Consider the following 18,627-nt stretch of genomic DNA (forward strand, 5'->3'; position numbering starts at 1 on the left):
GCCCGTCCCCCGTGGGGCGGGCCGCCCGGCATGCCCGGGCAAATGTTTCGACAAAACCCTGCAACCTTTCCCCCGCCGGTCGGTCTACTGATCGCAGAGACCTCCGGCCAGGGCCGGAGGCCGCCGACACGGGGGATCCCACATGAACGCAAGACCCGCCGCCCTCGCCGCAATCACCGCGCTGGTCCTCACCGGGCCCGCCGTCGTCGCGGCCCCGGCCGCCGTGGCCGCACCGGCCGCACCCGCCGCCGCCACGGCCGGCGACCTCACCACCCCGGGCGGCTTCACCGGGATGAGCCCGACCCGGGTCCTGGACACCCGGAACGCCCTGCTCGTCCCGAACGGCGAGCAGCGTCCGCTCAACCCCGACGAGTACTACACGACCCCGCTCGTGACGTTCACCTCGCACATGCCGCCGACCACCCACCCCGTGGTGCCCGCCGACACGACGGCGGTGGTGGTCAACGTGACGGCGACCAGCCCGACCGCCGACGGCTACCTCACGCTCAGCGCGGCCGGCCACCCCGGTACCGTCCCGGCCACCTCCAGCCTCAACTTCAAGGCCGGCAAGACGGTGTCCAACCTGGTCACCGTCGCGGTCCTCCCCGGCACCACCCCGGCGATCACCGTCTACAACCACGCCGGCACCACCGACGTCGTCCTCGACGTGGTCGGCTACTACCGGGCCGGCGCGACCGACAAGTACGCCCCGCTCACGCCCTCACGGCTGGTCGACAGCCGCACCGACGGCGGGCGGCTCGGCGGGGACGGCGTCCGCTCGGTCCAGGTCGCCAGGCCCGAGCTCGGCACGGCCGACGCCCGCGCGGTGATCCTCAACGTCACCGCCACCGAGGCGACGGCGGACAGCTACCTGACGGTCTACCCGACCGGCACGGCGCGGCCGTCGGTGGGCTCGAACGTCAACTTCAGCGCGGGGAAGACCGTTCCGAACCAGGTCGTGGTCCCGGTCGGCGCCGACGGGAAGATCGACGTCTACAACCACGTCGGCTCGGTGGACGTCGTCGTCGACCTCGTCGGCTACTACGGCCCCTCCGGCACCGGGCTGTTCAGCGCGCTCGGCACCCCGGTCCGGGCCTACGACACCCGGAGCTCGACGGCCGTCGAGCCCGGCGGCACCCGCACCGTCCCGGTGGTCCAGGGCCAGTTCATGGGCGCGGCCCTCAACGTGACCGCCACCGAGCCGACCACCGACGGCCACCTCACGGTGTACCCCGCCGCGGCGGCCCGGCCGAACACGTCCAACCTGAACTTCACCGCCGGGCTGACCGTGGCCAACTCCGTCACCACCAGGACCGACGACGGGCGCGTCACGATCTACAACAACGACGGCTACACCCACGTGATCGCCGACCTCACCGGCGTCTTCGTCGCGGGCTGACACACCGGGGCCGTTCCCCCCGTGCGGGCGCACGGGGGGAACGGCCCTCCGGTCAGACCGGCCAGGTCTCGCCGCGCCAGGCGGCGTCCCAGAACATCCACTCGTACCGCGAGGTGGTGGTGAAGTGCTCCACCACCCGGCGGCGTTCGGCCGGGGAGATCTCCTCGCCGAGCCGGTCGGCGAGCGCGAGCACCCGGCGCACCACGGACTGGAAGGCCTCGTCGCCGTAGGTGGCGATCCACTTGGCGTACAGCGGGTCGGGGGAGCCCTTGGCGAGCAGTTCGTCGCCCACCCGGGCGTAGATCCAGTAGCAGGGCAGCACCGCACCGACCGCCTCGGCGAAGGAGCCGCCGTAGACGGTGGCCAGCAGGTAGCTGGTGTACGCGCGGGTGGTGGGCAGCACCGGCTCGGCGGCGGCCTCCTCGGCGCTGCCGCCGAAGGCGGTCATGAAGTCGGCGTGCATGCCCTGCTCGGCCGCCAGCGCGCCGACCGCGTCGTCGGCGAAGGCCCGCACCTCCTCCTCGCCGGGCGCCTTGGCGGCGCAGACGGCGAGCGCGCGGGCGTAGTCGCGCAGGTAGTGCGAGTCCTGGACGACGAAGTGGCGGAACGCCTCGCGCGGCAGGGTGCCGTCGGTGAGGCCGCCGATGAAGGGGTGGTCGAGGATCTTGGCGTAGACCGGCTCGATCGCCGCCCAGAGTTCTTCCGTCAGGCTCAGGCTCATACCCCGACCCTAACCGGGCGGCCGCCGTCGGCCGCGGCGCCGTTCAGTCCTCGGGCGGGGAGAACACCACCAGCACCCGCAGCTCCTCGGTGACGTGGTGGAACCGGTGCGGCACACCCGCCGGGACGTAGACCACCGTCCCGCGGGCCACCGTCGTGGTCTCGTCGCCGACGGTCAACTCGGCCCGTCCGCTGACCACCTGGTAGATCTCGTCCTGGGCGTGCGCGGTCTGCGGGTCGGTGTCGCCGGGGGAGAGCGCGTAGAGGCCGGCGGACATCCGCGGCTCGCGCAGGAAGCGCAGGTAGGCGCCGTCGTTGGCGGCGCGCTCGGCGTCCAGTTCGTCCAGCCGGAACAGCTTCATCGGGGTGCCTTCCTCCTCCGGGTCCGGGTCCTGGGGCATTCAACACCAAACATGCTCGTCAGGAGCTTCCCCCGCCCCGACGGGCCTGCGACGCTGGCCCCATGAAGGGTTTCGTCATCAAGACACTTATCAACGCGGCCGCGATCTGGGTGGCCGCCTGGATCGTCGCCGGCATCACGCTGACCGGCAACGACTGGCAGCACAAGAGCCTGACGGTGATCGCCGTGGCGCTGGTCTTCGGCGTCGTGAACTGGCTGATCAAGCCGGTGGTGAAGCTGTTCTCGCTGCCGCTGTTCATCCTCACCCTGGGGCTGATCACCTTCCTCATCAACGCCCTGATGCTCTGGCTGACCTCCTGGGCCTCGGACAAGCTCAACCTGGACTTCCACGTCGACGGGTTCTGGGCCGCGCTGTTCGGCGCGCTGATCATCAGCCTGGTCTCCTGGGGCCTCAACCTGGCACTCGGCGACGACGACTGAGCCGCCGCGCCCCGCGCCGGCCCCGGCGAACGGCCCCGGCGGAAGAGGCCCGTACCCGGTTCCCCACCGGGTACGGACCTCTTCCGAGCACCCCCCGAACGGACGTACCCGGCCACACCGGCGTTTCGGGCCCGGCCGCCTGCGGGAGACTCCCGCACAACGCTCCGGCCACGGAGGTCGCCATGCGCACCCCGCCCCGCCCCGTCGTCAAACGCACCGCGCGGGCGATCCTGCTGGAACTCGACCCGGACGACCCGCACGGCCCGGCCTCGATCGTGCTGATCAAGCGCACCAGGCCCGGCTCCCCGCACCCGTACTGGATCACCCCGGGCGGCGGCGTCGAGCGCGGCGACCGCACCGTCGTCGACGCCCTGCACCGCGAGGTCGACGAGGAGCTCGGCGGCAAGGTGGTGGACGTCGTCCCCGCCTTCGTCGACACCGTCAGCCACACGCACCACGACGACGGCACCCTGCTCCACCCGCACGGGGTCAAGGTGCAGCACTTCTTCGCCTGCCGGCTCGCCTCGATGGACCTCGCACGGCGGCACGGGCCCGAGGTGGAGGAGCCCAACGGGGAGTACGAGGTGGTCCGGCTGCCCTTCACCCGGGAGGGCGTCACCTCGGTCAACGTCGTCCCGCCCAGCCTGCGCGCCTACCTGGCGGCCAACATCGAGGGCGTCCGGGCGCTCCTGGCCCCGGACCTCGGCTGAGCCCCGCGCGGCCGGGCGGCACGCCCGTCGCCCGGCCCGGCGTTCAGCGCCCGCCGTCCAGCCGACCGTCCAGCCGGCTGTTCAGCCCGCCGCGAGGTCCCCCACCAGGTCGTGCCGGATCCGCTCCGCCGCCACGCCGGCCCGCAGCAGCACGCCGACCCCGCGCCGGACCATCGCGGCCGGCCCGCTGAGGTACGCGTCCCGGCCGGTCCACGGCCCGAACCGGCCGACCACCTCCGGCAGTTCACCGGTCAGTGTCCCGCCGCCCGAGGCCCCGTGGCCGGACAGCACCGGGTGCACCGAGAGCCACGGATGGCGCCCGGCCAGCGCGCGCAGCGCCTCCAGGTCGTACAACTCGGCGGCCTGCCGGGCGCCGTAGAAGACCTCCACCGACCGTCCGGCCGCGCCGTGCTCGGCCACCTCCTCGACCAGCGCGCGGATCGGCGCGATCCCGGTCCCCCCGCCCAGGCAGAGCAGGTCCGCGCCGGACGCGTGGTCGACCGTCATCGCGCCGGAGGCCGGGCCCAGCCGCAGCACGTCCCCGGGCGCGGCCCGGTGGACCAGCGCGTTGCTCACCCAGCCCGCCTGGACGGCCTTCACGTGGAAGGTCAGCAGGCCGTCCGGCCGGGGCGCGGTGGCGAAGGAGAAGTGCCGCCAGACCCGGGGCCACCAGGGCGTCTCCATGCTGGTGTACTGCCCGGCCCGGTAGGGGTACGCCTGGTCGGGCCGGACGGTGATCACCGCGACGTCCCCGGTGCGGCGCTGGTGCCCGACCACCTCGCCCTGCCACCAGGGCGGCGAGGTACGGGCGGCGTCCTCGGCCGCCTCGATCATGATCGAGGAGACCAGCCGGTACACCCGGCGCCAGGCCAGCTCGGTGTCGGCGTCCCAGCGGCCGCCCGCGTACCGCGCCAGCGCCTGCACCAGGCACTCGCCCACCGGGCCGTAGTGGCCGGTCAGCGTGCCGTACCGGCGGTGGCCGCGGCCGAGCGCGCTCAGGTACGTCCGCAGGCCCTCCGGGTCGCCGGCGCTCCGGGCGGCCATCAGCAGCGCACGGAAGAGGCGGTCGCGCTGGACGTCCATGGCGGCCGGGAAGAGCGCGCGGACCTCGGGGTGGTGCAGGAAGATCAGCGCGTAGAAGTGCGCGGTGGCCCGGTCGGCGACCGGCTCCACCACCGCCAGACTGGCCCGGATCAGCTCGATGTCCCGCGCGGTGGGCGGCTGTTCGGCGGCGGTGCGCAGGTCGGGCACGGGCGTGGCGGCCTGCGCCGGACGGGCGCCGCCGAGGGTCTGCAGCGCCCAGGCCCGGCTCCAGTTGTCGCCCGGTCCGGCCCAGTTGAGGCCGGGCGCGTGGGTGAACAGCGGCTCGATCACGGGGGTGGGCGGCCCGGCGGGCGTGGACGGCGCCGGAACGGCGGGCGGCCCGGCCGGTGGGTCGGGGATCGCCACCCGTACCGGGGCGGCGACCGGGGCCGTCGCGACCAGGCCGACGGGGGCGGGGAGCCCGGACGGCGGCGGAAGGTCCGGCGGGTCCAGCGGCATCGGCGGGAGCACCGTCACGGCGCCCGCCCCGGGAGCCGGAGCAGCCGCCGGCGCGGCGCCCCGGGCCGCGAGCGACGCGAGGTCCGCGGCCGGGGCCTGCGGCATGCTGTCCGGCGCGACGTCCGGCAGACCGCCCGGTGCAACGGCCTGCGGGATGTCCTGTGCGGGGTCCTGCGCGATGCCCGGCGTGGTTTCCGGCGCGGGGCCCGGCATCCCGGGGACGGCCGCGACGCCCGCCGAGCCGTGCCCGCTACGGACCAGAAGTGTTCTGCGGGACTTCACCGCAACGTTTCGAGTACCCAAGAGAATCGTTTCGCCTCCGGCCGGCCTGCGCCACCACCTGGCTTGTCTCCACTGACGCCTAGGCAGCGTGGCACGCCCGAAGTACTCATCCGACAAATCGCGTGAAGCCCGGACACCCGCCCTCCGCACGCGCTACTCTCGCTCGATCTGCGGTCGCCTTGCGTGGCATCACGGCCACGCAAGGCGATCATCCGCAGGTCACAGCTGGCGCAACAGCATCCCCGGCTGCTCGACGCAGTCCGCCACGAAGCGCAGGAAGCCGCCCGCCGTGCCGCCGTCGCAGACCCGGTGGTCGAAGGTGAACGACAGCTGGGTCACCTCGCGCACCGCCAACTCGCCCTGGTGGACCCAGGGTTTGCCGACGATCCGACCGACCCCGAGCATCGCCGCCTCGGGGTGGTTGAGGATCGGGGTCGAGCCGTCCACGCCGAACACCCCGTAGTTGTTCAACGTGAACGTCCCGCCGGTGAGTTCGGCCGGCGTCAGCGATCCCACCCGGGCCGCCTCGGTCAACCGGCCCAGCTCCGCACCGAGTTGCTCAGTGGAGAGCAGCTGGGCGTCCCGCACCACCGGGACGACGAGGCCGCGTTCGCCCTGCGCGGCGAAGCCCAGGTGCACCGCGGAGTGCCGCAGGATGCCGGAACCGTCCTCCGTCACACTGGAGTTGAGCTCGGGGAAGCGCGCCAGCGCGACCGTGCAGATCCGCGCGAGCAGCGCCAGCACGCTCACCTTCGGCCCCGGGGTGGCATTCAACTGCCTTCGCAACGCCATCAGTTCGGTGGCATCGGCGTCCACCCAGCAGGTCGCCGCCGGGATCTCCCGGTGGCTGCGGGTGAGCTTCTCGGCCACCGCCCGGCGCAGCCCGCGCAGCGGGACGACGCCCTCCACGGCGGCCGCCGGTGCCGGTGCGGCCGGCGCGGCGGGCACGGCCCGCGCCGCGACCGCCCGTTCGACGTCCGCACGCAGGATCAGCCCGTCCGGGCCGCTGCCGGTGACCGACAGCAGGTCGATCCCCTGCTCCCGGGCCGCCCGCCGCACCAGCGGCGAGATCACCGGCACGACCACCGGAGCCACCGGAGCCGCAGGTGCCACCGGGGCAGCCGGAGCAGCCGGAGCAGCCACGGCAGCGGAAACGGCGGCGGAAACGGCCGGCACCCCCACCCGCCGCCGCCGGCCGCCCCGGTCCGGCTCCGCGACGCCGTACCCGACCAGCGGCCGCTCCACCTCACCGGCGAGCGGCCTCGCGACGAGCGGCTGCTCGCCCTCCCCGGGCGCCACCGCGACGGTCACCAGCGGCGCGCCGACCGCCACCTCCTCGCCCGGCTCGCCGTACCGGGCGGTGACCACCCCGCCGTACGGGCAGGGCACCTCGACCACGGCCTTGGCCGTCTCCACCTCCACCACCGGCTGGTCGACCGCGATCACGTCGCCGACCTCGACCATCCAGCGGACCACCTCCGCCCCGGTGAGGCCCTCACCGAGGTCGGGCAGGGTGAACTCGCGCACGACGGGCATCATCCTCAGTCCTCCCACTGCAGCCGGGCGACCGCGTCCAGGATCCGGTCCACCCCGGGCAGGTGGTGGTGCTCAAGCATGGGCGGCGGGTAGGGGATGTCGAAGCCGGTGACCCGCAGCACCGGGGCGGCCAGGTGGTGGAAGCAGCGCTCGGTGACCCGGGCGGCGATCTCCGCGCCGGTGCCGCCGAAGCCGCTCGCCTCGTGCACCACCACGGCCCGGCCGAGGGAGCGGACCACCCGGCAGACCGTCTCGTCGTCGAACGGCACCAGGGTGCGCAGGTCCAGCACCGCGAGGTCCCAGCCCTCGGCCTTCGCCGCCTCGGCCGCCTCCAGGCAGACCGGCAGCGAGGGCCCGTAGGTGATCAGCACCGCGGACGTCCCGGTGCGCCGCAGCACGGCCTGGCCGATCGGCTCGACCGGCGCCGACGGGTCGAACCCGTCCTTGCCCCAGTAGAGCCGCTTGGGCTCCAGGAAGACCACCGGGTCGTCGGAGGCGATCGAGGCCCGCAGCAGCCCGTACGCGTCGGCCACCGTGGCGGGGGTGACCACGTGCAGGCCGGGGGTGGCGGTGTAGTACGCCTCGGAGGCGTCGCTGTGGTGCTCGACGCCGCCGATCCCGCCGCCGTAGGGGATCCGGACGGTGATCGGCAGCGGGAGCCTGCCGGCCGTGCGGTTGCGCATCTTGGCGACGTGCGAGAAGAGCTGCTCCAGCGCCGGGTAGGCGAAGGCGTCGAACTGCATCTCCACCACCGGGCGCAGCCCGTACATCGCCATGCCGATCGCGGTGCCGAGGATGCCCGCCTCGGCCAGCGGGGTGTCCAGGCAGCGGTCCGGGCCGAACTCGGCGGTCAGCCCGTCGGTGATCCGGAAGACGCCGCCGAGCGCGCCGACGTCCTCGCCGAGCACGTGTACGGCCGGGTCCTCGCGCAGGGAGTCGCGCAGCGCCGCGTTGAGCGCCTGCGCCATGGTGGCGGTGCGCGAGGAGACAGCTGTCTGGTTCATCGGTCGTGCACCTCGGCCTCGGCGGCCAGCTCGGCGGACAACTGGGCGGCCTGCTCGCGCAGTTGCGGGGTGGGCTCGGCGTACACGTGGGCGAACAGGGCCATCGGGTCCAGTTCGGCGTCGGCGTGGAACTCGGCCCGCATCCGGGCCGCCAGCGCCTCCGCCTCCTCGGCCGCCTCCTGCACCAGTGCGTCGTCCAGCACGCCGAGGGCGCGCAGGTCGCGTTCCATCAGCAGGATCGGGTCGTGCTCCCGCCAGGCCGCCACCTCGGCGTCGTCCCGGTAGCGGGTGGCGTCGTCGGCGTTGGTGTGCGCCTCGGCCCGGTAGGTGAGCGCCTCGACGAGGGTCGGGCCGCCGCCGGTCCGGGCCCGCTCGACGGCCTCGGAGAGCACGCCGTGCACGGCGGGCGCGTCGTTGCCGTCCACCAGCCGGCCCGGCATGCCGTAGCCGACGGCCTTGTGGGCCAGGCTGGGCGCGGCCGACTGCGCGGTGAGCGGGACGGAGATCGCGTACCCGTTGTTCTGCACCAGGAAGACGACGGGGGCCCGGAGCACCGCGGCGAAGTTCAGCGCCTCGTGGAAGTCGCCCTCGCTGGTGCCGCCGTCGCCGAGCAGCGCCAGCGCGACGACCGGCTCGCCGGCGAGCTTCGCGGCGTGCGCCAGCCCGACGGCGTGCGGGGCCTGGGTGGCCAGCGGGGTGCAGAGCGGGGCGGTGCGGGTCGCGCGGGGGTCGTACCCGGTGTGGGCGTTGCCGCGCAGCAGGGTGAGCGCCTCCAGCGGGTCGACCCCGCGGGAGACCACCGCGAGGGTGTCGCGGTAGCTGGGGAACAGCCAGTCGCGCTCGCCGAGCGCCAGCGCGGCGGCGACCTGGCAGGCCTCCTGGCCGGTGGAGGCCGGGTAGACGGCGAGCCGGCCCTGCTTGGTCAGGGTGGTGGCCTGCTGGTTGTAGCGGCGGCCGACCACCAGGCGGCGGTACAGCTCGCGCAGCAGCGCGGGGTCGTACTTCTCCAGCTCGGGAGTTCCGAGCACGCGGACCGGCGAGGCGTCCGGGAGCAGCGGTGCCGGATCGGTGCGCGGGGCGGTCGCCCCGGGCAGCCAGCCGGGTACCGCCGTGCGGTGTCTGTGGTCGAGAACGGTCATCTCGGGGCACCTCCAGGGGTGGCGGGGGCTCCCTACCGATTGTTCGGTCGTCTGTTCATCTTGACCAGAAGCGTGACAAGGTGCTGGACAATCGGCCCGGGCGGCGGTCGACTGGTGGCAGTGCGTCCAATCAGTGAGGGTGGGGGGTCATGTCGGCTGAACAGACGTCCAGACTCGACCGTGTCGACCGGGCGATCCTGCGGCTGTTGCAGCAGGACGGTCGCGCCTCGATCCGCTCGGTGGCCGAGCGGGTGCACGTGTCCCGGGCGAATGCGTACGCCCGGATATCCAGGATGGTCGAGGACGGCGTCATCCGCGGCTTCACCGCCCGGGTCGACCACGAGAAGGCAGGTCAGGGCGCGTCCGCGTACGTCACCCTGAAGATCGTCCAGAACTCCTGGCGGACGGTCCGCGAGCAGTTGCTGGCCCTGCCCGGGGTCGCCCACATCGCACTGGTCGGCGGTGACTTCGACGTGCTGCTGCTGGTGCACACCGCCGACAACCACGCCCTGCGGGAGCTGGTCCTGGGCAGCATCCAGTCCATCCCGCAGGTGCTCGGCACCCGCACGATGCTGGTCTTCGAGGAGACCGACCAGGTCCCCCCGGACTGAACGGGGCCTACCGCGCCCGCAGCCCGTCGAACGCCAGGTGGACCACCGCGTCCGCGACGCCGTCGGCCGCCTTGAGGCCCGGCCGGTACCACTCCACGATCGAGTTGATCATGCCGAAGAGCAGCCTGGTGGCCAGCCGGGGCTCGACGTCCGCCCGCAGGGCGCCGTCCGCGACGGCCGCCCGCAGCAGCTCGGCGACCTGGTGGTCGAACTCCCGGCGCCGCTCCAGCGCCCACTGCTCGGTGGCCGTGTTGCCGCGCACCCGCAGCAGCAGGGTGACGTACGGCAGCTCCGCCAGCAGCACCTCGGCGGTCCGCCGCACCACGTGCTCCAGCCTCTCCACGGCCGGCCCCGCCACCGCGGCCGGCTCGGCGAGGATGCCGAACAACCCGTCCAGCGCCCGCCCGACGGCGAGCCGGAGCAGCTCCTCCTTGCCGCGCACGTGGTGGTAGATCGAGGACTTGGAGATGCCCGCCGCCCGCGACAGGTCCTCCATCGAGGTCCCGTCGTATCCGCGCTCGTTGAAGACGTCGACGGTCACCGCGAGCAGCGACTCCACGGTGTAGGCGGTGCGCGTGGTGTGATCGGCCATCCTCCGAGTATCCCCGCCCCCGCCCGGCCGGGTGCGCCCGGGTCGGCCGGTACCGGACGGCGGTGACGCCGCACCGGGTTGGTCCACACCAACCGGACGGCCGCACGCTCTAGAATTCGGCGGACGATCGTCCAAGGCCAGCAGGGTGGGAGCATGAGCGCAATACCGGCAGTCGCCTCCGACGTGCCCGAGCAGCGCAGCGACGAACCGGGAACCGGGGCGGAGGCCGGCTGGCGCGGGCGGGTCCGCGCCCTCGTGCTCCGCTTCGGGCCGGCCGTCTGGTGCTACGCGGTCCTCAAGCTGCTCGGCTTCACCGTCTTCATGAAGCTGCTCTCCTTCTCCGGCGACTACGTCAAGAAGCACCCCCGCTTCGGCGGGGGCGCCAACCCGTGGGACGTGCTGGCCAGCTGGGACGGCTGGTGGTACCAGCAGATCGCCGAGTCCGGCTACCACCCGGCGCTGATCCCGGTCCCCAACGGCCTCCCCGGCTTCACCATCGAGCAGAACTCGGCCGCCTTCTTCCCGCTCTACCCCGGCCTGATGCGGCTGGTCTCGGACACCACCGGGCTCGGCCTGTACGGCGCCGGGATGCTGGTCTCGGTGGTGGCCTCGCTGTTCGCCGCCGCCGGCATCTACGCCGTGGTGGACCGGATGGCGGGGCAGCGGGCCGGCGTGATCGCGGCCGGGCTCTGGGCGATCGCCCCGGGCTCGGGCGCCGAGTGGGCCGTCTACTCCGACTCGCTGTTCGTCGCGCTGGCCGCCTGGGCCTGCTACTGCGTGATGAGCAGGCAGTGGGTCGCGGCAGGCGTGATCGCCCTGGTCGCGGGGCTCAACCGGCCGACCGCGGCGGCCCTGATCGGCGCCGTCGGCCTGGCCGCGCTGGTCGAGCTGTTCCGGCGGGAGAGCGGCGTCGTCCGCCCGCTGGCCGCGATGCTGCTGGCCCCGCTCGGGCTGCTCGGCTACGTCGGCTGGGTCGGCTGGCGGGTGGACGACTGGGGCGGCTACTTCAAGCTCCAGCACGACGCCTGGCTGCACTACTTCGACTTCGGCCAGGGCACCTTCTACGCGATCCGCGGGGTGCTGCTGGGCCGGACGGACTACCCGTTCGCCTGGCCGACGACCGACCTGCTGGCCACCCTGATCGTGCTCACCCTGCCGGTGCTGATCGTGCTGCTGGTCCGGCTCCGCCCGCCGCTGGTGCTGACCGCCTACACCCTGGCCACCATCGTCTCGGTGCTCGGCAGCCTGGGCATCTTCGGCAACACCTCGCGCTACCTGCTGCCGGCGTTCCCGCTGCTCATCGCGCTGGCGGTGGCGATGCGCAAGCTCAGCTGGCCGGTGCTGGCCGCGGTGCTCGGCACCGGTGCGCTGGCCTCCGGCTGGTACGGCGGGTACGTGATCTTCGAGCTGGGCATCCCGTAGGCCGCGGCCGAAGACTCCTACGGGGGCGCGTCCACTCCGGACGCGCCCCCGTCCGTTTCCCCGGCTCCGGCCCCTGCTCCGGAACCCCGTCCGGAACCCGTCCGGAACTCCGGTCGGGCATACCCTCTTGAGCCGACCGATCGTTCGGTTACTCTGTGACGTGTCCCGTCCTCCCCTCTGAGGAGCGCACACCATGTCCGCAGCGGTCACCCACCCCCTCGTCGCCGAGCTGGTCGAACGCCACCAGGCCACCCTGGACGCCGCGCTCGCCGCCGCCGCGAAGCGCGACTACTGGTCGCCCTACCCCGAGTTCCCGAAGGCCTACGGCGAGAGCGGCGCCGCGGACGGCAAGGCCGCCTTCGAGGCCCTGCTGAACAAGCCGTTCGCCCTCGAAGGCCACCCCGCCGACGGCGACCTGGTCGGCGGCGAGGCCTCCCCGTACGGCGTCGAGCTGGGCATCGGCTACCCGCACGCCGAGCCGGACGCGCTGATCGCCGCGCTGACCGCCGCCCGGCCCGGCTGGGCCGCCGCCACCCCGCTCGACCGCGCCGCCGTCTGCCTGGAGATCCTGGCCCGGATCAACGCCCGCTCGCACGAGTTCGCGCACGCGGTCATGCACACCACCGGCCAGGCGTACGGCATGGCCTTCCAGGCCGGCGGCCCGCACGCCCAGGACCGCGGCCTGGAGGCCGTCGCCTACGCGTACGCCGAGCAGACCCGGCTGCCGCGGCAGGCCGGCTGGACCAAGCCCCAGGGCAAGCGCGACCCGCTGGTGATGACCAAGGACTTCACCGTCGTCCCGCGCGGCCTCGCGCTGCTGATCGGCTGCAACACCTTCCCCACCTGGAACGGCTTCCCGGGCCTGTTCGCCTCGCTGGCCACCGGCAACCCGGTGCTGGTCAAGCCGCACCCGCGCGCCATGCTGCCGCTCGCCCTCACCGTCGCGATCGCCCGCGAGGTGCTCGCCGAGGCCGGCTTCGACCCCAACCTGGTCTGCCTGGCCGCCGAGCACGAGGGCGGCACCGTCGCCCAGACGCTCGCCGTGCGCCCCGAGATCAAGCTGATCGACTACACCGGCTCCACCGCCTTCGGCGACTGGCTGGAGGAGCACGCCCGGCAGGCCGAGGTCTACACCGAGAAGGCCGGCGTCAACACCGTCGTCATCGACTCCACCGACGACTACAAGGGCATGCTGGGCAACCTGGCCTTCTCGCTCTCGCTGTACAGCGGCCAGATGTGCACCACCCCGCAGAACCTGCTGATCCCGCGCACCGGCGTCGACACCGACCAGGGCACCAAGTCCTACGACGAGGTGGTGACCGACCTCGCCACCGCGATCGAGGGCCTGCTCTCCGACGACGCCCGCGCCGCCGCCCTGCTCGGCGCCGTGGTCAACCCCGGCGTGCTCCAGCGCACGGTGGCCGCGGCCGGCGGCGAGTACGGCGAACTCGCGCTCGCCCCGCGCGTGGTGACCTCGCCCGAGTTTCCCGCCGCGACCGTCCGCACCCCCGCGCTGGTCAAGCTGGACGCCGACAAGCCGGACGACCGGGCGGTCTTCCGCACCGAGTGCTTCGGCCCGGTCTCCTTCGCCGTCGCGGTCGAATCCACCGCCGCCGCGGTCGAGTTGCTCCGCGACACGGTCCGCACCCAGGGCGCGATGACCGCCTCCGGCTACACCACGTCGACCGAGGTCGAGACCGCCCTGGTCGAGGCCGCCCTCGACTCCGGCGTCTCGCTCTCGCTCAACCTCACCGGCGGCGTGTTCGCGAACCAGACCGCCGCCTTCTCCGACCTGCACGGCACCGGCGCCAACCCGGCCGCCAACTCCGCGTACTGCGACGGCGCGTTCGTCGCCAACCGGTTCCGCACCGTCGAGGTCCGCCGCCACGCCTGAGGCACCGGGCCCACGGGCCCGGCTCCGGGCCCCGGCGGCACGACGCCGGGGCCCGGAGATTCACAGCCCCGCCCCTGGGCGGCGATGATGGAGGCCGGGAGAACGCCGAGATCGGCGTCCAACCTCCGTCCGACCACCGGGAGCTGACACATGACCGCCAAGCAGACCGTCACCGACGTCCTGATCGTCGGCGCCGGACCGACCGGGCTGCTGCTGGCCGGAGACCTGGCCGCCGCCGGGGTCCGGGTCACCGTCCTGGAGAAGCGCGGCGCCGAGTCCAACCTCACCCGGGCCTTCGCCGTGCACGCCCGCACCCTCGAAATGCTGGACGCCCGCGGCCTGGCCGACGAGCTCATCGCCACCGGCGTCCCGCTCGGCTCGCTGCGGCTCTTCAACAAGCTCCGGATCGACCTCGGCAGCCTGCCGACCCGGTTCCCGTTCGTCCTGATCACCCCGCAGTCGAACACCGAACGCCTGCTCCAGGAGCGCGCGGTCAAGGCCGGCGCGACCGTCCTGCGCGGCGCCGAGGTCACCGGGCTGCGCCAGGACGCCGAGGGCGTCACGATCGAGACCGTGGAGGACGGCGCCACCGTCACCCACCGGGCCCGCTACGCGGTCGGCACCGACGGCGTCCACTCCACCGTCCGCGACCTGCTCGGCATCCCCTTCCCCGGCGAGTCCGTGGTCAACTCCGTGGTGCTGGCCGACGTCCGGCTGGAGCGCGCCCCCGACGAGGTGGTCACCGTCGGCGCCACCGACGACGGCTTCGCCTTCCTCGCGCCGTTCGGCGACGGCTGGTACCGGGTGATCGCCTGGGACCGGCACGACCGGCACCCCGACGGCACCCCGCCGCCGCTCGACCGGATCGCCGAGATCACCCGCAACACCATCGGCGAGGACTACGGCCTGCACGACGCCCGGTGGAGCTCCACCTTCCACAGCGACGAGCGGCAGGTCCCCAACTACCGCTCCGGCCGGGTCTTCCTGGCCGGCGACGCCGCGCACTGCCACTCCCCGGCCGGCGGCCAGGGCATGAACACCGGCCTCCAGGACGCCGCAAACCTCTCCTGGAAGCTCGCCGCCGCCCTCCGGGGCCGGGCCACCGACGCCCTGCTCGACACCTACCAGACCGAGCGGCACCCGGTCGGGAAGACGGTGCTGCGCAGCTCGGGCGCGCTGGTCCGGCTCGCCCTCGCCCACTCGGCGCCCACCCGGGCCCTGCGCGGCGCCCTCACCACCGTCGCCGAGCACCTCGACGTGGTCACCGAGCGCGGCGCAAAGATCATCTCCGGCATCGGCATCCGGTACAGCGCCCCCAAGGACGCCCACCCGCTGGTCGGCCGACGCGTCCCGGACCTTCGGCTCACCGGCCTGGAGCAGCCGCGCGAGGACGGGCCGGCCGCACCCGAGCGGCTCTACGAGGCGCTGCGCGCGGGGAAGTTCGTGCTGGTCAGCAATGACGAGCTGTCCGCCGCCGACCCGTGGGCGGACCGCGTGGTCACCGCCGCCCCGGCCGATCCGCACGGCAAGCTGCGCGACACCGTCCTGCTGATCCGCCCCGACGGCTACGCCGCCTGGGCCGCCGTCGACCCGGGCCGCGGCGAACTGCGCGCCGCCCTCGCCGAGTGGCTCGGCGCCCCCACCGACGCCTGACGTGCGGCCGGCGGGCGCAGGGCCCGGCCCCTCAGGGGGCGGCCCTGCGCCCGCACCGGCTCAGGCCTTCGCCTTCTCGTAGTGCCGCGCCGCCTTGGCCCGGTTCCCGCACACCGCCATCGAGCACCACCGCCGCCGCCCGTTCTGCGACGTGTCGAAGAAGTGCAGGATGCAGGCCTCGTGCGCGCACTTCTTGATCCGGTGCTCCCCCTGGCCGAGCAGGCCGAGCAGGTCGTCCGCCGCCAGCCAGGCCGCCAGCCACTCCGGGCGGTCCACCTCGACCTGCTCGGCCGGCCCCTGCGGACCGAGCTCCCGCCGCAGCCGCCCGTGCCGCAGCACCTCGTTCAGCCCGGCCACCGCCACCGCCCCCGGCGCACCGTGCTCGTCGAGGTCGCGGACGACCGCCGCCAGCGCGTCCCGCGCCTCCAGCAGGGGGCCGAGCCCGGAGTCGTCGGCCCGGCAGCGCCCGGCCAGCCCGGCGGAGGCGAGCCAGATCCCGTAGCCGTCGGGTCCGGCCAGCAGGTCGTTGACCGGTGTGCCCCTCCACCGGGTGTTCAGCAGGTCCAGTGAGAGCGGTTCGCCGATCAGCGGGCGCGGGTCCCGCGGGTCTGCTGTCCGGTCCGTCATCGGTTCTCCCTCGGTCGCGCCCGGTACCCGATTCTACGTCCGGCCCGGCCTGCCCCGAATTCTCTACGTCCGGCCCGGCCTGCCCCGAATTCGTCCGGAAGGGGCCGGCCCGCCCCGGCCCGAGTTCCGGCCGGGCATCGGGCCAGGTACGCCGCCGGGTACGCGGTCAGGTATGCCGTCAGGTTTTCCGTCAGGTTTGCGGCCGGAATTCCGGCCTTTAACTGTATGGAGCAGCCTCCATTCGGTTCTCCACAGTTGACTGTTTTTTAGCAACGGATTGCTTGACCATGAGCCAATTGCCGGACTCCTTCTGACATGTTCTAGCCAGCGTCTCACCCCAGCGACGCCCTGGCCCCTGCCGGCCCCCACATGCCGGCCAGAGGAGGATTCCGTGCGCCCCCGCTCCCTTGCCCTTGCCGCGGCCCTTGCCGTCCTGCCGCTGACCGCCGTCTCGCTCGGCGTCACCGCCGCCCAGGCGGCCCCGAACCCCAACGCCGCCGCGCCCCGCGTCTCGCTGCCGAACACCGTGACCCCCGCGGTGGCCCACTCGGAGAAGAAGGGCGACGTCCCCGCCGACCAGCAGCTCTCCGTCGCGGTCAGCCTCAAGCTGCGCAACACGGCCGAGCTGGACCGCTTCCTCACCGCGGTCGCCACCCCCGGCACCCCGGAGTACGGCCGGTACCTGACGCCGCAGCAGTTCACCGAGCGCTTCGGCCCGACCCAGGCGGGCGTCGAGCAGGTCAAGGCGTACCTCGCCGCCCAGGGCCTGACCGTCGGGAGCGTCAGCGCCAACCGCCAGGTCGTCAACGCGCACGGCACCGCCGAGCAGATCACCAAGGCGTTCGGCACCCACGAGAGCGCCTACCTCGACACGCAGCAGCAGCGCACCTTCTTCGCCAACGACGCGGCCGCGTCCGTCCCGGCGGACCTCGCCGACGTGGTGCAGGGCATATCCGGCCTGAACAACCACACCGTCCGGACCACCCGGAACGTGAAGCCCTCCGCCGCGCCGAACGCGACCACCGCCGCCCCGAGCGGCTTCGGCCCGGGCCAGTACAACGGCGCCTACAACCTCGACAAGACCGGCGCCGACGGCACCGGGGTCAACGTCGCCCTCTGGGAGTTCGACGGCTACAGCTCCACCAACCTGAAGACGTACGACTCGCAGTACGGCCTGACCGGCCCGGCCGTCTCCACCGTCTCGGTCGACGGCGCCAACTACGACGCCAAGCCGGGCGAGGGCCAGGGCGAGGTCGAGCTGGACAGCGAGATCGTCCGCGGTGTCGCCCCCAAGGCGACCCAGCTGGTCTACGAGGCCCCCAACAGCGACCAGGGCGAGATCGACATGGCCGCCCAGATCGTCGCCGACAACCGGGTCTCGGTGATCTCCATCTCGTGGGGCTCCTGCGAGCCCGACACCACCGCCTCATCGATGACGGCGGTCGACAACTCCTTCAAGCAGGCCGCCGCCCAGGGCATCTCGATCTTCTCGGCCTCCGGCGACGACGGCTCCCGCGACTGCACCCGCTCCACCAGCGGCTCCACCGTCAAGGCGGTCGACTTCCCGGCGTCCAGCCCGCACCAGACCGGCGTCGGCGGCACCAACCTCAAGGTCTCCGGCAGCGCCTACTCCTCGGAGAGCGCCTGGAGCACGGCCGGCGGCGGCGTCTCCACCGTCTTCGCCAAGCCGAGCTGGCAGACCGGCACCGGTGTGAGCGGCACCATGCGCACCGTCCCGGACGTCTCCTCCAACGCCGACCCGGCCAGCGGCTTCGCGATCTACACCGCCGGCGGCTGGCAGGTCTACGGCGGCACCAGCGCCGCCGCACCGCTCTGGTCCGGCTACGCCGCCCAGTTCAACCAGAAGGCCAAGGCCGCCGGGCAGCCGGTCCTCGGCGAGGCGAGCCCGAAGCTGTACGCGGTCGCCAACAGCAGCAGCTACGGCACGACGTTCCACGACGTCACCACCGGCAAGAACCAGGACTTCTCCACCAAGGCCGGGTACGACCAGGTCACCGGCTGGGGCAGCCCGATCGCGGACGCCCTGAACACCGCGCTGCTCGGCGGCACCACCCCGCCGCCGTCCGGCGGCTGCACCCCGGCCCAGCTGATCGGCAACGGCGGCTTCGAGACCGGCACCGCCGCGCCGTGGACGGCGTCCAGCGGCGTGGTCGACAACAGCACCGGTGAGGCCGCGCACGCCGGCTCCTGGAAGGCCTGGATGGACGGCTACGGCAGCGCCCACACCGACACCCTGTCGCAGACCGTCTCGATCCCGGCCGGCTGCAAGGCCACCCTCTCGTTCTGGGTGCACGTCGACACCGCCGAGACCGGCAGCACCGCGTACGACAAGCTGACCGTCCAGGCCGGCTCGACCACGCTGACCACCCTGTCGAACGCCAACGCGGCCACCGGCTTCGTCCAGAAGTCCTTCGACCTCTCGGCCTTCGCCGGCCAGACGGTGACGGTCAAGTTCACCGGCACCGAGGACTCCTCGCTGAAGACCAGCTTCGTGATCGACGACGCCGCGCTCAACGTCTCCTGATCACCCCACCCCCACCCCGCCGGGGCGGTCCCGCAGAGGGACTGCCCCGGCGGCGTGTTTCCGCAGTGTTTCGGGTTCGATAACCCTGCGTTCGAACACTCGTGAGTACT

Annotated in this window: 16 protein-coding genes; 8 read left to right on the top strand and 8 right to left on the bottom strand. The window is 73.4% G+C overall.

All coding sequences use genetic code 11. The features are described from left to right. Positions 1-142 precede the first annotated feature (142 nt). Complete coding sequence (locus C2142_RS19090; RefSeq protein WP_148643781.1) at positions 143-1,399, top strand: hypothetical protein; 1,257 nt, start codon at positions 143-145, stop codon at positions 1,397-1,399. A gap of 52 nt (positions 1,400-1,451) precedes the next feature. On the opposite strand, the gene tenA is transcribed toward C2142_RS19090, so the two are convergent. Both tenA and C2142_RS19100 read right to left on the bottom strand, forming a co-directional pair. Continuing rightward, positions 1,452-2,120: a thiaminase II gene (gene tenA, locus C2142_RS19095; protein WP_148643782.1), complete on the bottom strand. Its 669-nt coding sequence runs from the start codon at positions 2,118-2,120 to the stop codon at positions 1,452-1,454. Between the two features lie 43 nt (positions 2,121-2,163). After that, positions 2,164-2,481 (bottom strand): cupin domain-containing protein, encoded by a 318-nt coding sequence (locus C2142_RS19100; RefSeq protein ID WP_148644877.1) that lies wholly within the window; start codon positions 2,479-2,481, stop codon positions 2,164-2,166. Between the two features lie 101 nt (positions 2,482-2,582). On the opposite strand from C2142_RS19100, the gene C2142_RS19105 reads away from it, so the two are divergent. Both C2142_RS19105 and C2142_RS19110 read left to right on the top strand, forming a co-directional pair. Next, a complete protein-coding gene (locus C2142_RS19105) occupies positions 2,583-2,960 on the top strand; it encodes a phage holin family protein (RefSeq protein WP_148643783.1) in 378 nt (125 codons plus the stop codon). A 182-nt stretch (positions 2,961-3,142) separates the two neighbouring features. After that, the gene (locus C2142_RS19110) at positions 3,143-3,670 is read left to right on the top strand and encodes an NUDIX domain-containing protein (RefSeq protein ID WP_148643784.1); all 528 of its coding nucleotides are present in this window, start codon (positions 3,143-3,145) and stop codon (positions 3,668-3,670) included. An 81-nt stretch (positions 3,671-3,751) separates the two neighbouring features. Here C2142_RS19110 and C2142_RS19115 read toward each other — a convergent pair whose 3' ends face one another. The 4 genes from C2142_RS19115 to pdhA all read right to left on the bottom strand — a co-directional run bounded on the left by C2142_RS19115 (position 3,752) and on the right by pdhA (position 9,173). Continuing rightward, a complete protein-coding gene (locus C2142_RS19115; protein WP_241002660.1) occupies positions 3,752-5,494 on the bottom strand; it encodes a globin domain-containing protein in 1,743 nt (580 codons plus the stop codon). A gap of 219 nt (positions 5,495-5,713) precedes the next feature. After that, positions 5,714-7,030, bottom strand: a complete 1,317-nt coding sequence (locus C2142_RS19120; RefSeq protein ID WP_148644879.1) for a dihydrolipoamide acetyltransferase family protein — start codon at positions 7,028-7,030, stop codon at positions 5,714-5,716. Positions 7,031-7,035: 5 nt separating this feature from the next. Further along, positions 7,036-8,034 carry an alpha-ketoacid dehydrogenase subunit beta gene (locus C2142_RS19125; RefSeq protein WP_148643785.1) on the bottom strand — a complete coding sequence of 333 codons (999 nt, stop codon included), beginning with the start codon at positions 8,032-8,034 and terminating at the stop codon, positions 7,036-7,038. Beyond that, positions 8,031-9,173 carry a pyruvate dehydrogenase (acetyl-transferring) E1 component subunit alpha gene (gene pdhA, locus C2142_RS19130; RefSeq protein ID WP_148643786.1) on the bottom strand — a complete coding sequence of 381 codons (1,143 nt, stop codon included), beginning with the start codon at positions 9,171-9,173 and terminating at the stop codon, positions 8,031-8,033. Before pdhA ends, C2142_RS19125 begins: the two co-directional genes overlap by 4 nt. A 149-nt stretch (positions 9,174-9,322) precedes the next feature. Between pdhA and C2142_RS19135 the strand changes: the two genes are divergently transcribed. Next, positions 9,323-9,784: an Lrp/AsnC family transcriptional regulator gene (locus C2142_RS19135; RefSeq protein ID WP_148643787.1), complete on the top strand. Its 462-nt coding sequence runs from the start codon at positions 9,323-9,325 to the stop codon at positions 9,782-9,784. Positions 9,785-9,791: 7 nt separating this feature from the next. Here the strand turns inward: C2142_RS19135 and C2142_RS19140 are convergent, their stop codons facing one another. Next, the gene (locus C2142_RS19140) at positions 9,792-10,376 is read right to left on the bottom strand and encodes a TetR/AcrR family transcriptional regulator (protein ID WP_148643788.1); all 585 of its coding nucleotides are present in this window, start codon (positions 10,374-10,376) and stop codon (positions 9,792-9,794) included. Between the two features lie 153 nt (positions 10,377-10,529). On the opposite strand from C2142_RS19140, the gene C2142_RS19145 reads away from it, so the two are divergent. From C2142_RS19145 to C2142_RS19155, 3 genes are all read left to right on the top strand, one after another. After that, entirely contained in the window at positions 10,530-11,798 is a 1,269-nt protein-coding gene (locus C2142_RS19145) for a glycosyltransferase family 39 protein (protein WP_148643789.1), read from the top strand. 193 nt (positions 11,799-11,991) lie between these two features. Next, a complete protein-coding gene (gene paaN, locus C2142_RS19150; RefSeq protein WP_148643790.1) occupies positions 11,992-13,692 on the top strand; it encodes a phenylacetic acid degradation protein PaaN in 1,701 nt (566 codons plus the stop codon). A 150-nt stretch (positions 13,693-13,842) separates the two neighbouring features. After that, positions 13,843-15,345, top strand: coding sequence for an FAD-dependent monooxygenase (locus C2142_RS19155; RefSeq protein WP_148643791.1), 1,503 nt, complete (start codon positions 13,843-13,845; stop codon positions 15,343-15,345). 60 nt (positions 15,346-15,405) lie between these two features. Here the strand turns inward: C2142_RS19155 and C2142_RS19160 are convergent, their stop codons facing one another. Then, positions 15,406-15,972 carry a CGNR zinc finger domain-containing protein gene (locus C2142_RS19160; protein ID WP_148643792.1) on the bottom strand — a complete coding sequence of 189 codons (567 nt, stop codon included), beginning with the start codon at positions 15,970-15,972 and terminating at the stop codon, positions 15,406-15,408. Between the two features lie 391 nt (positions 15,973-16,363). Between C2142_RS19160 and C2142_RS19165 the strand changes: the two genes are divergently transcribed. Next, a complete protein-coding gene (locus C2142_RS19165) occupies positions 16,364-18,517 on the top strand; it encodes a protease pro-enzyme activation domain-containing protein (RefSeq protein ID WP_206670989.1) in 2,154 nt (717 codons plus the stop codon). Positions 18,518-18,627: the final 110 nt, after the last annotated feature.

The sequence above is a fragment of the Streptomyces sp. CB01881 genome, assembly GCF_002953255.1.
Lineage (GTDB): Bacteria > Actinomycetota > Actinomycetes > Streptomycetales > Streptomycetaceae > Kitasatospora.

What these genes read in the sequence shown, in the direction of transcription:
- paaN (WP_148643790.1), top strand. Translation starts at nt 11,992, where the DNA reads ATGTCCGCAGCGGTCACCCACCCCCTCGTCGCCGAGCTGGTCGAACGC.
- C2142_RS19145 (WP_148643789.1), top strand. Translation starts at nt 10,530, where the DNA reads ATGAGCGCAATACCGGCAGTCGCCTCCGACGTGCCCGAGCAGCGCAGC.
- C2142_RS19160 (WP_148643792.1), bottom strand. Translation starts at nt 15,972, where the DNA reads ATGACGGACCGGACAGCAGACCCGCGGGACCCGCGCCCGCTGATCGGC.
- C2142_RS19155 (WP_148643791.1), top strand. Translation starts at nt 13,843, where the DNA reads ATGACCGCCAAGCAGACCGTCACCGACGTCCTGATCGTCGGCGCCGGA.
- C2142_RS19100 (WP_148644877.1), bottom strand. Translation starts at nt 2,481, where the DNA reads ATGAAGCTGTTCCGGCTGGACGAACTGGACGCCGAGCGCGCCGCCAAC.
- tenA (WP_148643782.1), bottom strand. Translation starts at nt 2,120, where the DNA reads ATGAGCCTGAGCCTGACGGAAGAACTCTGGGCGGCGATCGAGCCGGTC.
- C2142_RS19140 (WP_148643788.1), bottom strand. Translation starts at nt 10,376, where the DNA reads ATGGCCGATCACACCACGCGCACCGCCTACACCGTGGAGTCGCTGCTC.
- C2142_RS19090 (WP_148643781.1), top strand. Translation starts at nt 143, where the DNA reads ATGAACGCAAGACCCGCCGCCCTCGCCGCAATCACCGCGCTGGTCCTC.
- C2142_RS19125 (WP_148643785.1), bottom strand. Translation starts at nt 8,034, where the DNA reads ATGAACCAGACAGCTGTCTCCTCGCGCACCGCCACCATGGCGCAGGCG.
- C2142_RS19120 (WP_148644879.1), bottom strand. Translation starts at nt 7,030, where the DNA reads ATGCCCGTCGTGCGCGAGTTCACCCTGCCCGACCTCGGTGAGGGCCTC.
- C2142_RS19110 (WP_148643784.1), top strand. Translation starts at nt 3,143, where the DNA reads ATGCGCACCCCGCCCCGCCCCGTCGTCAAACGCACCGCGCGGGCGATC.
- pdhA (WP_148643786.1), bottom strand. Translation starts at nt 9,173, where the DNA reads ATGACCGTTCTCGACCACAGACACCGCACGGCGGTACCCGGCTGGCTG.
- C2142_RS19105 (WP_148643783.1), top strand. Translation starts at nt 2,583, where the DNA reads ATGAAGGGTTTCGTCATCAAGACACTTATCAACGCGGCCGCGATCTGG.
- C2142_RS19135 (WP_148643787.1), top strand. Translation starts at nt 9,323, where the DNA reads ATGTCGGCTGAACAGACGTCCAGACTCGACCGTGTCGACCGGGCGATC.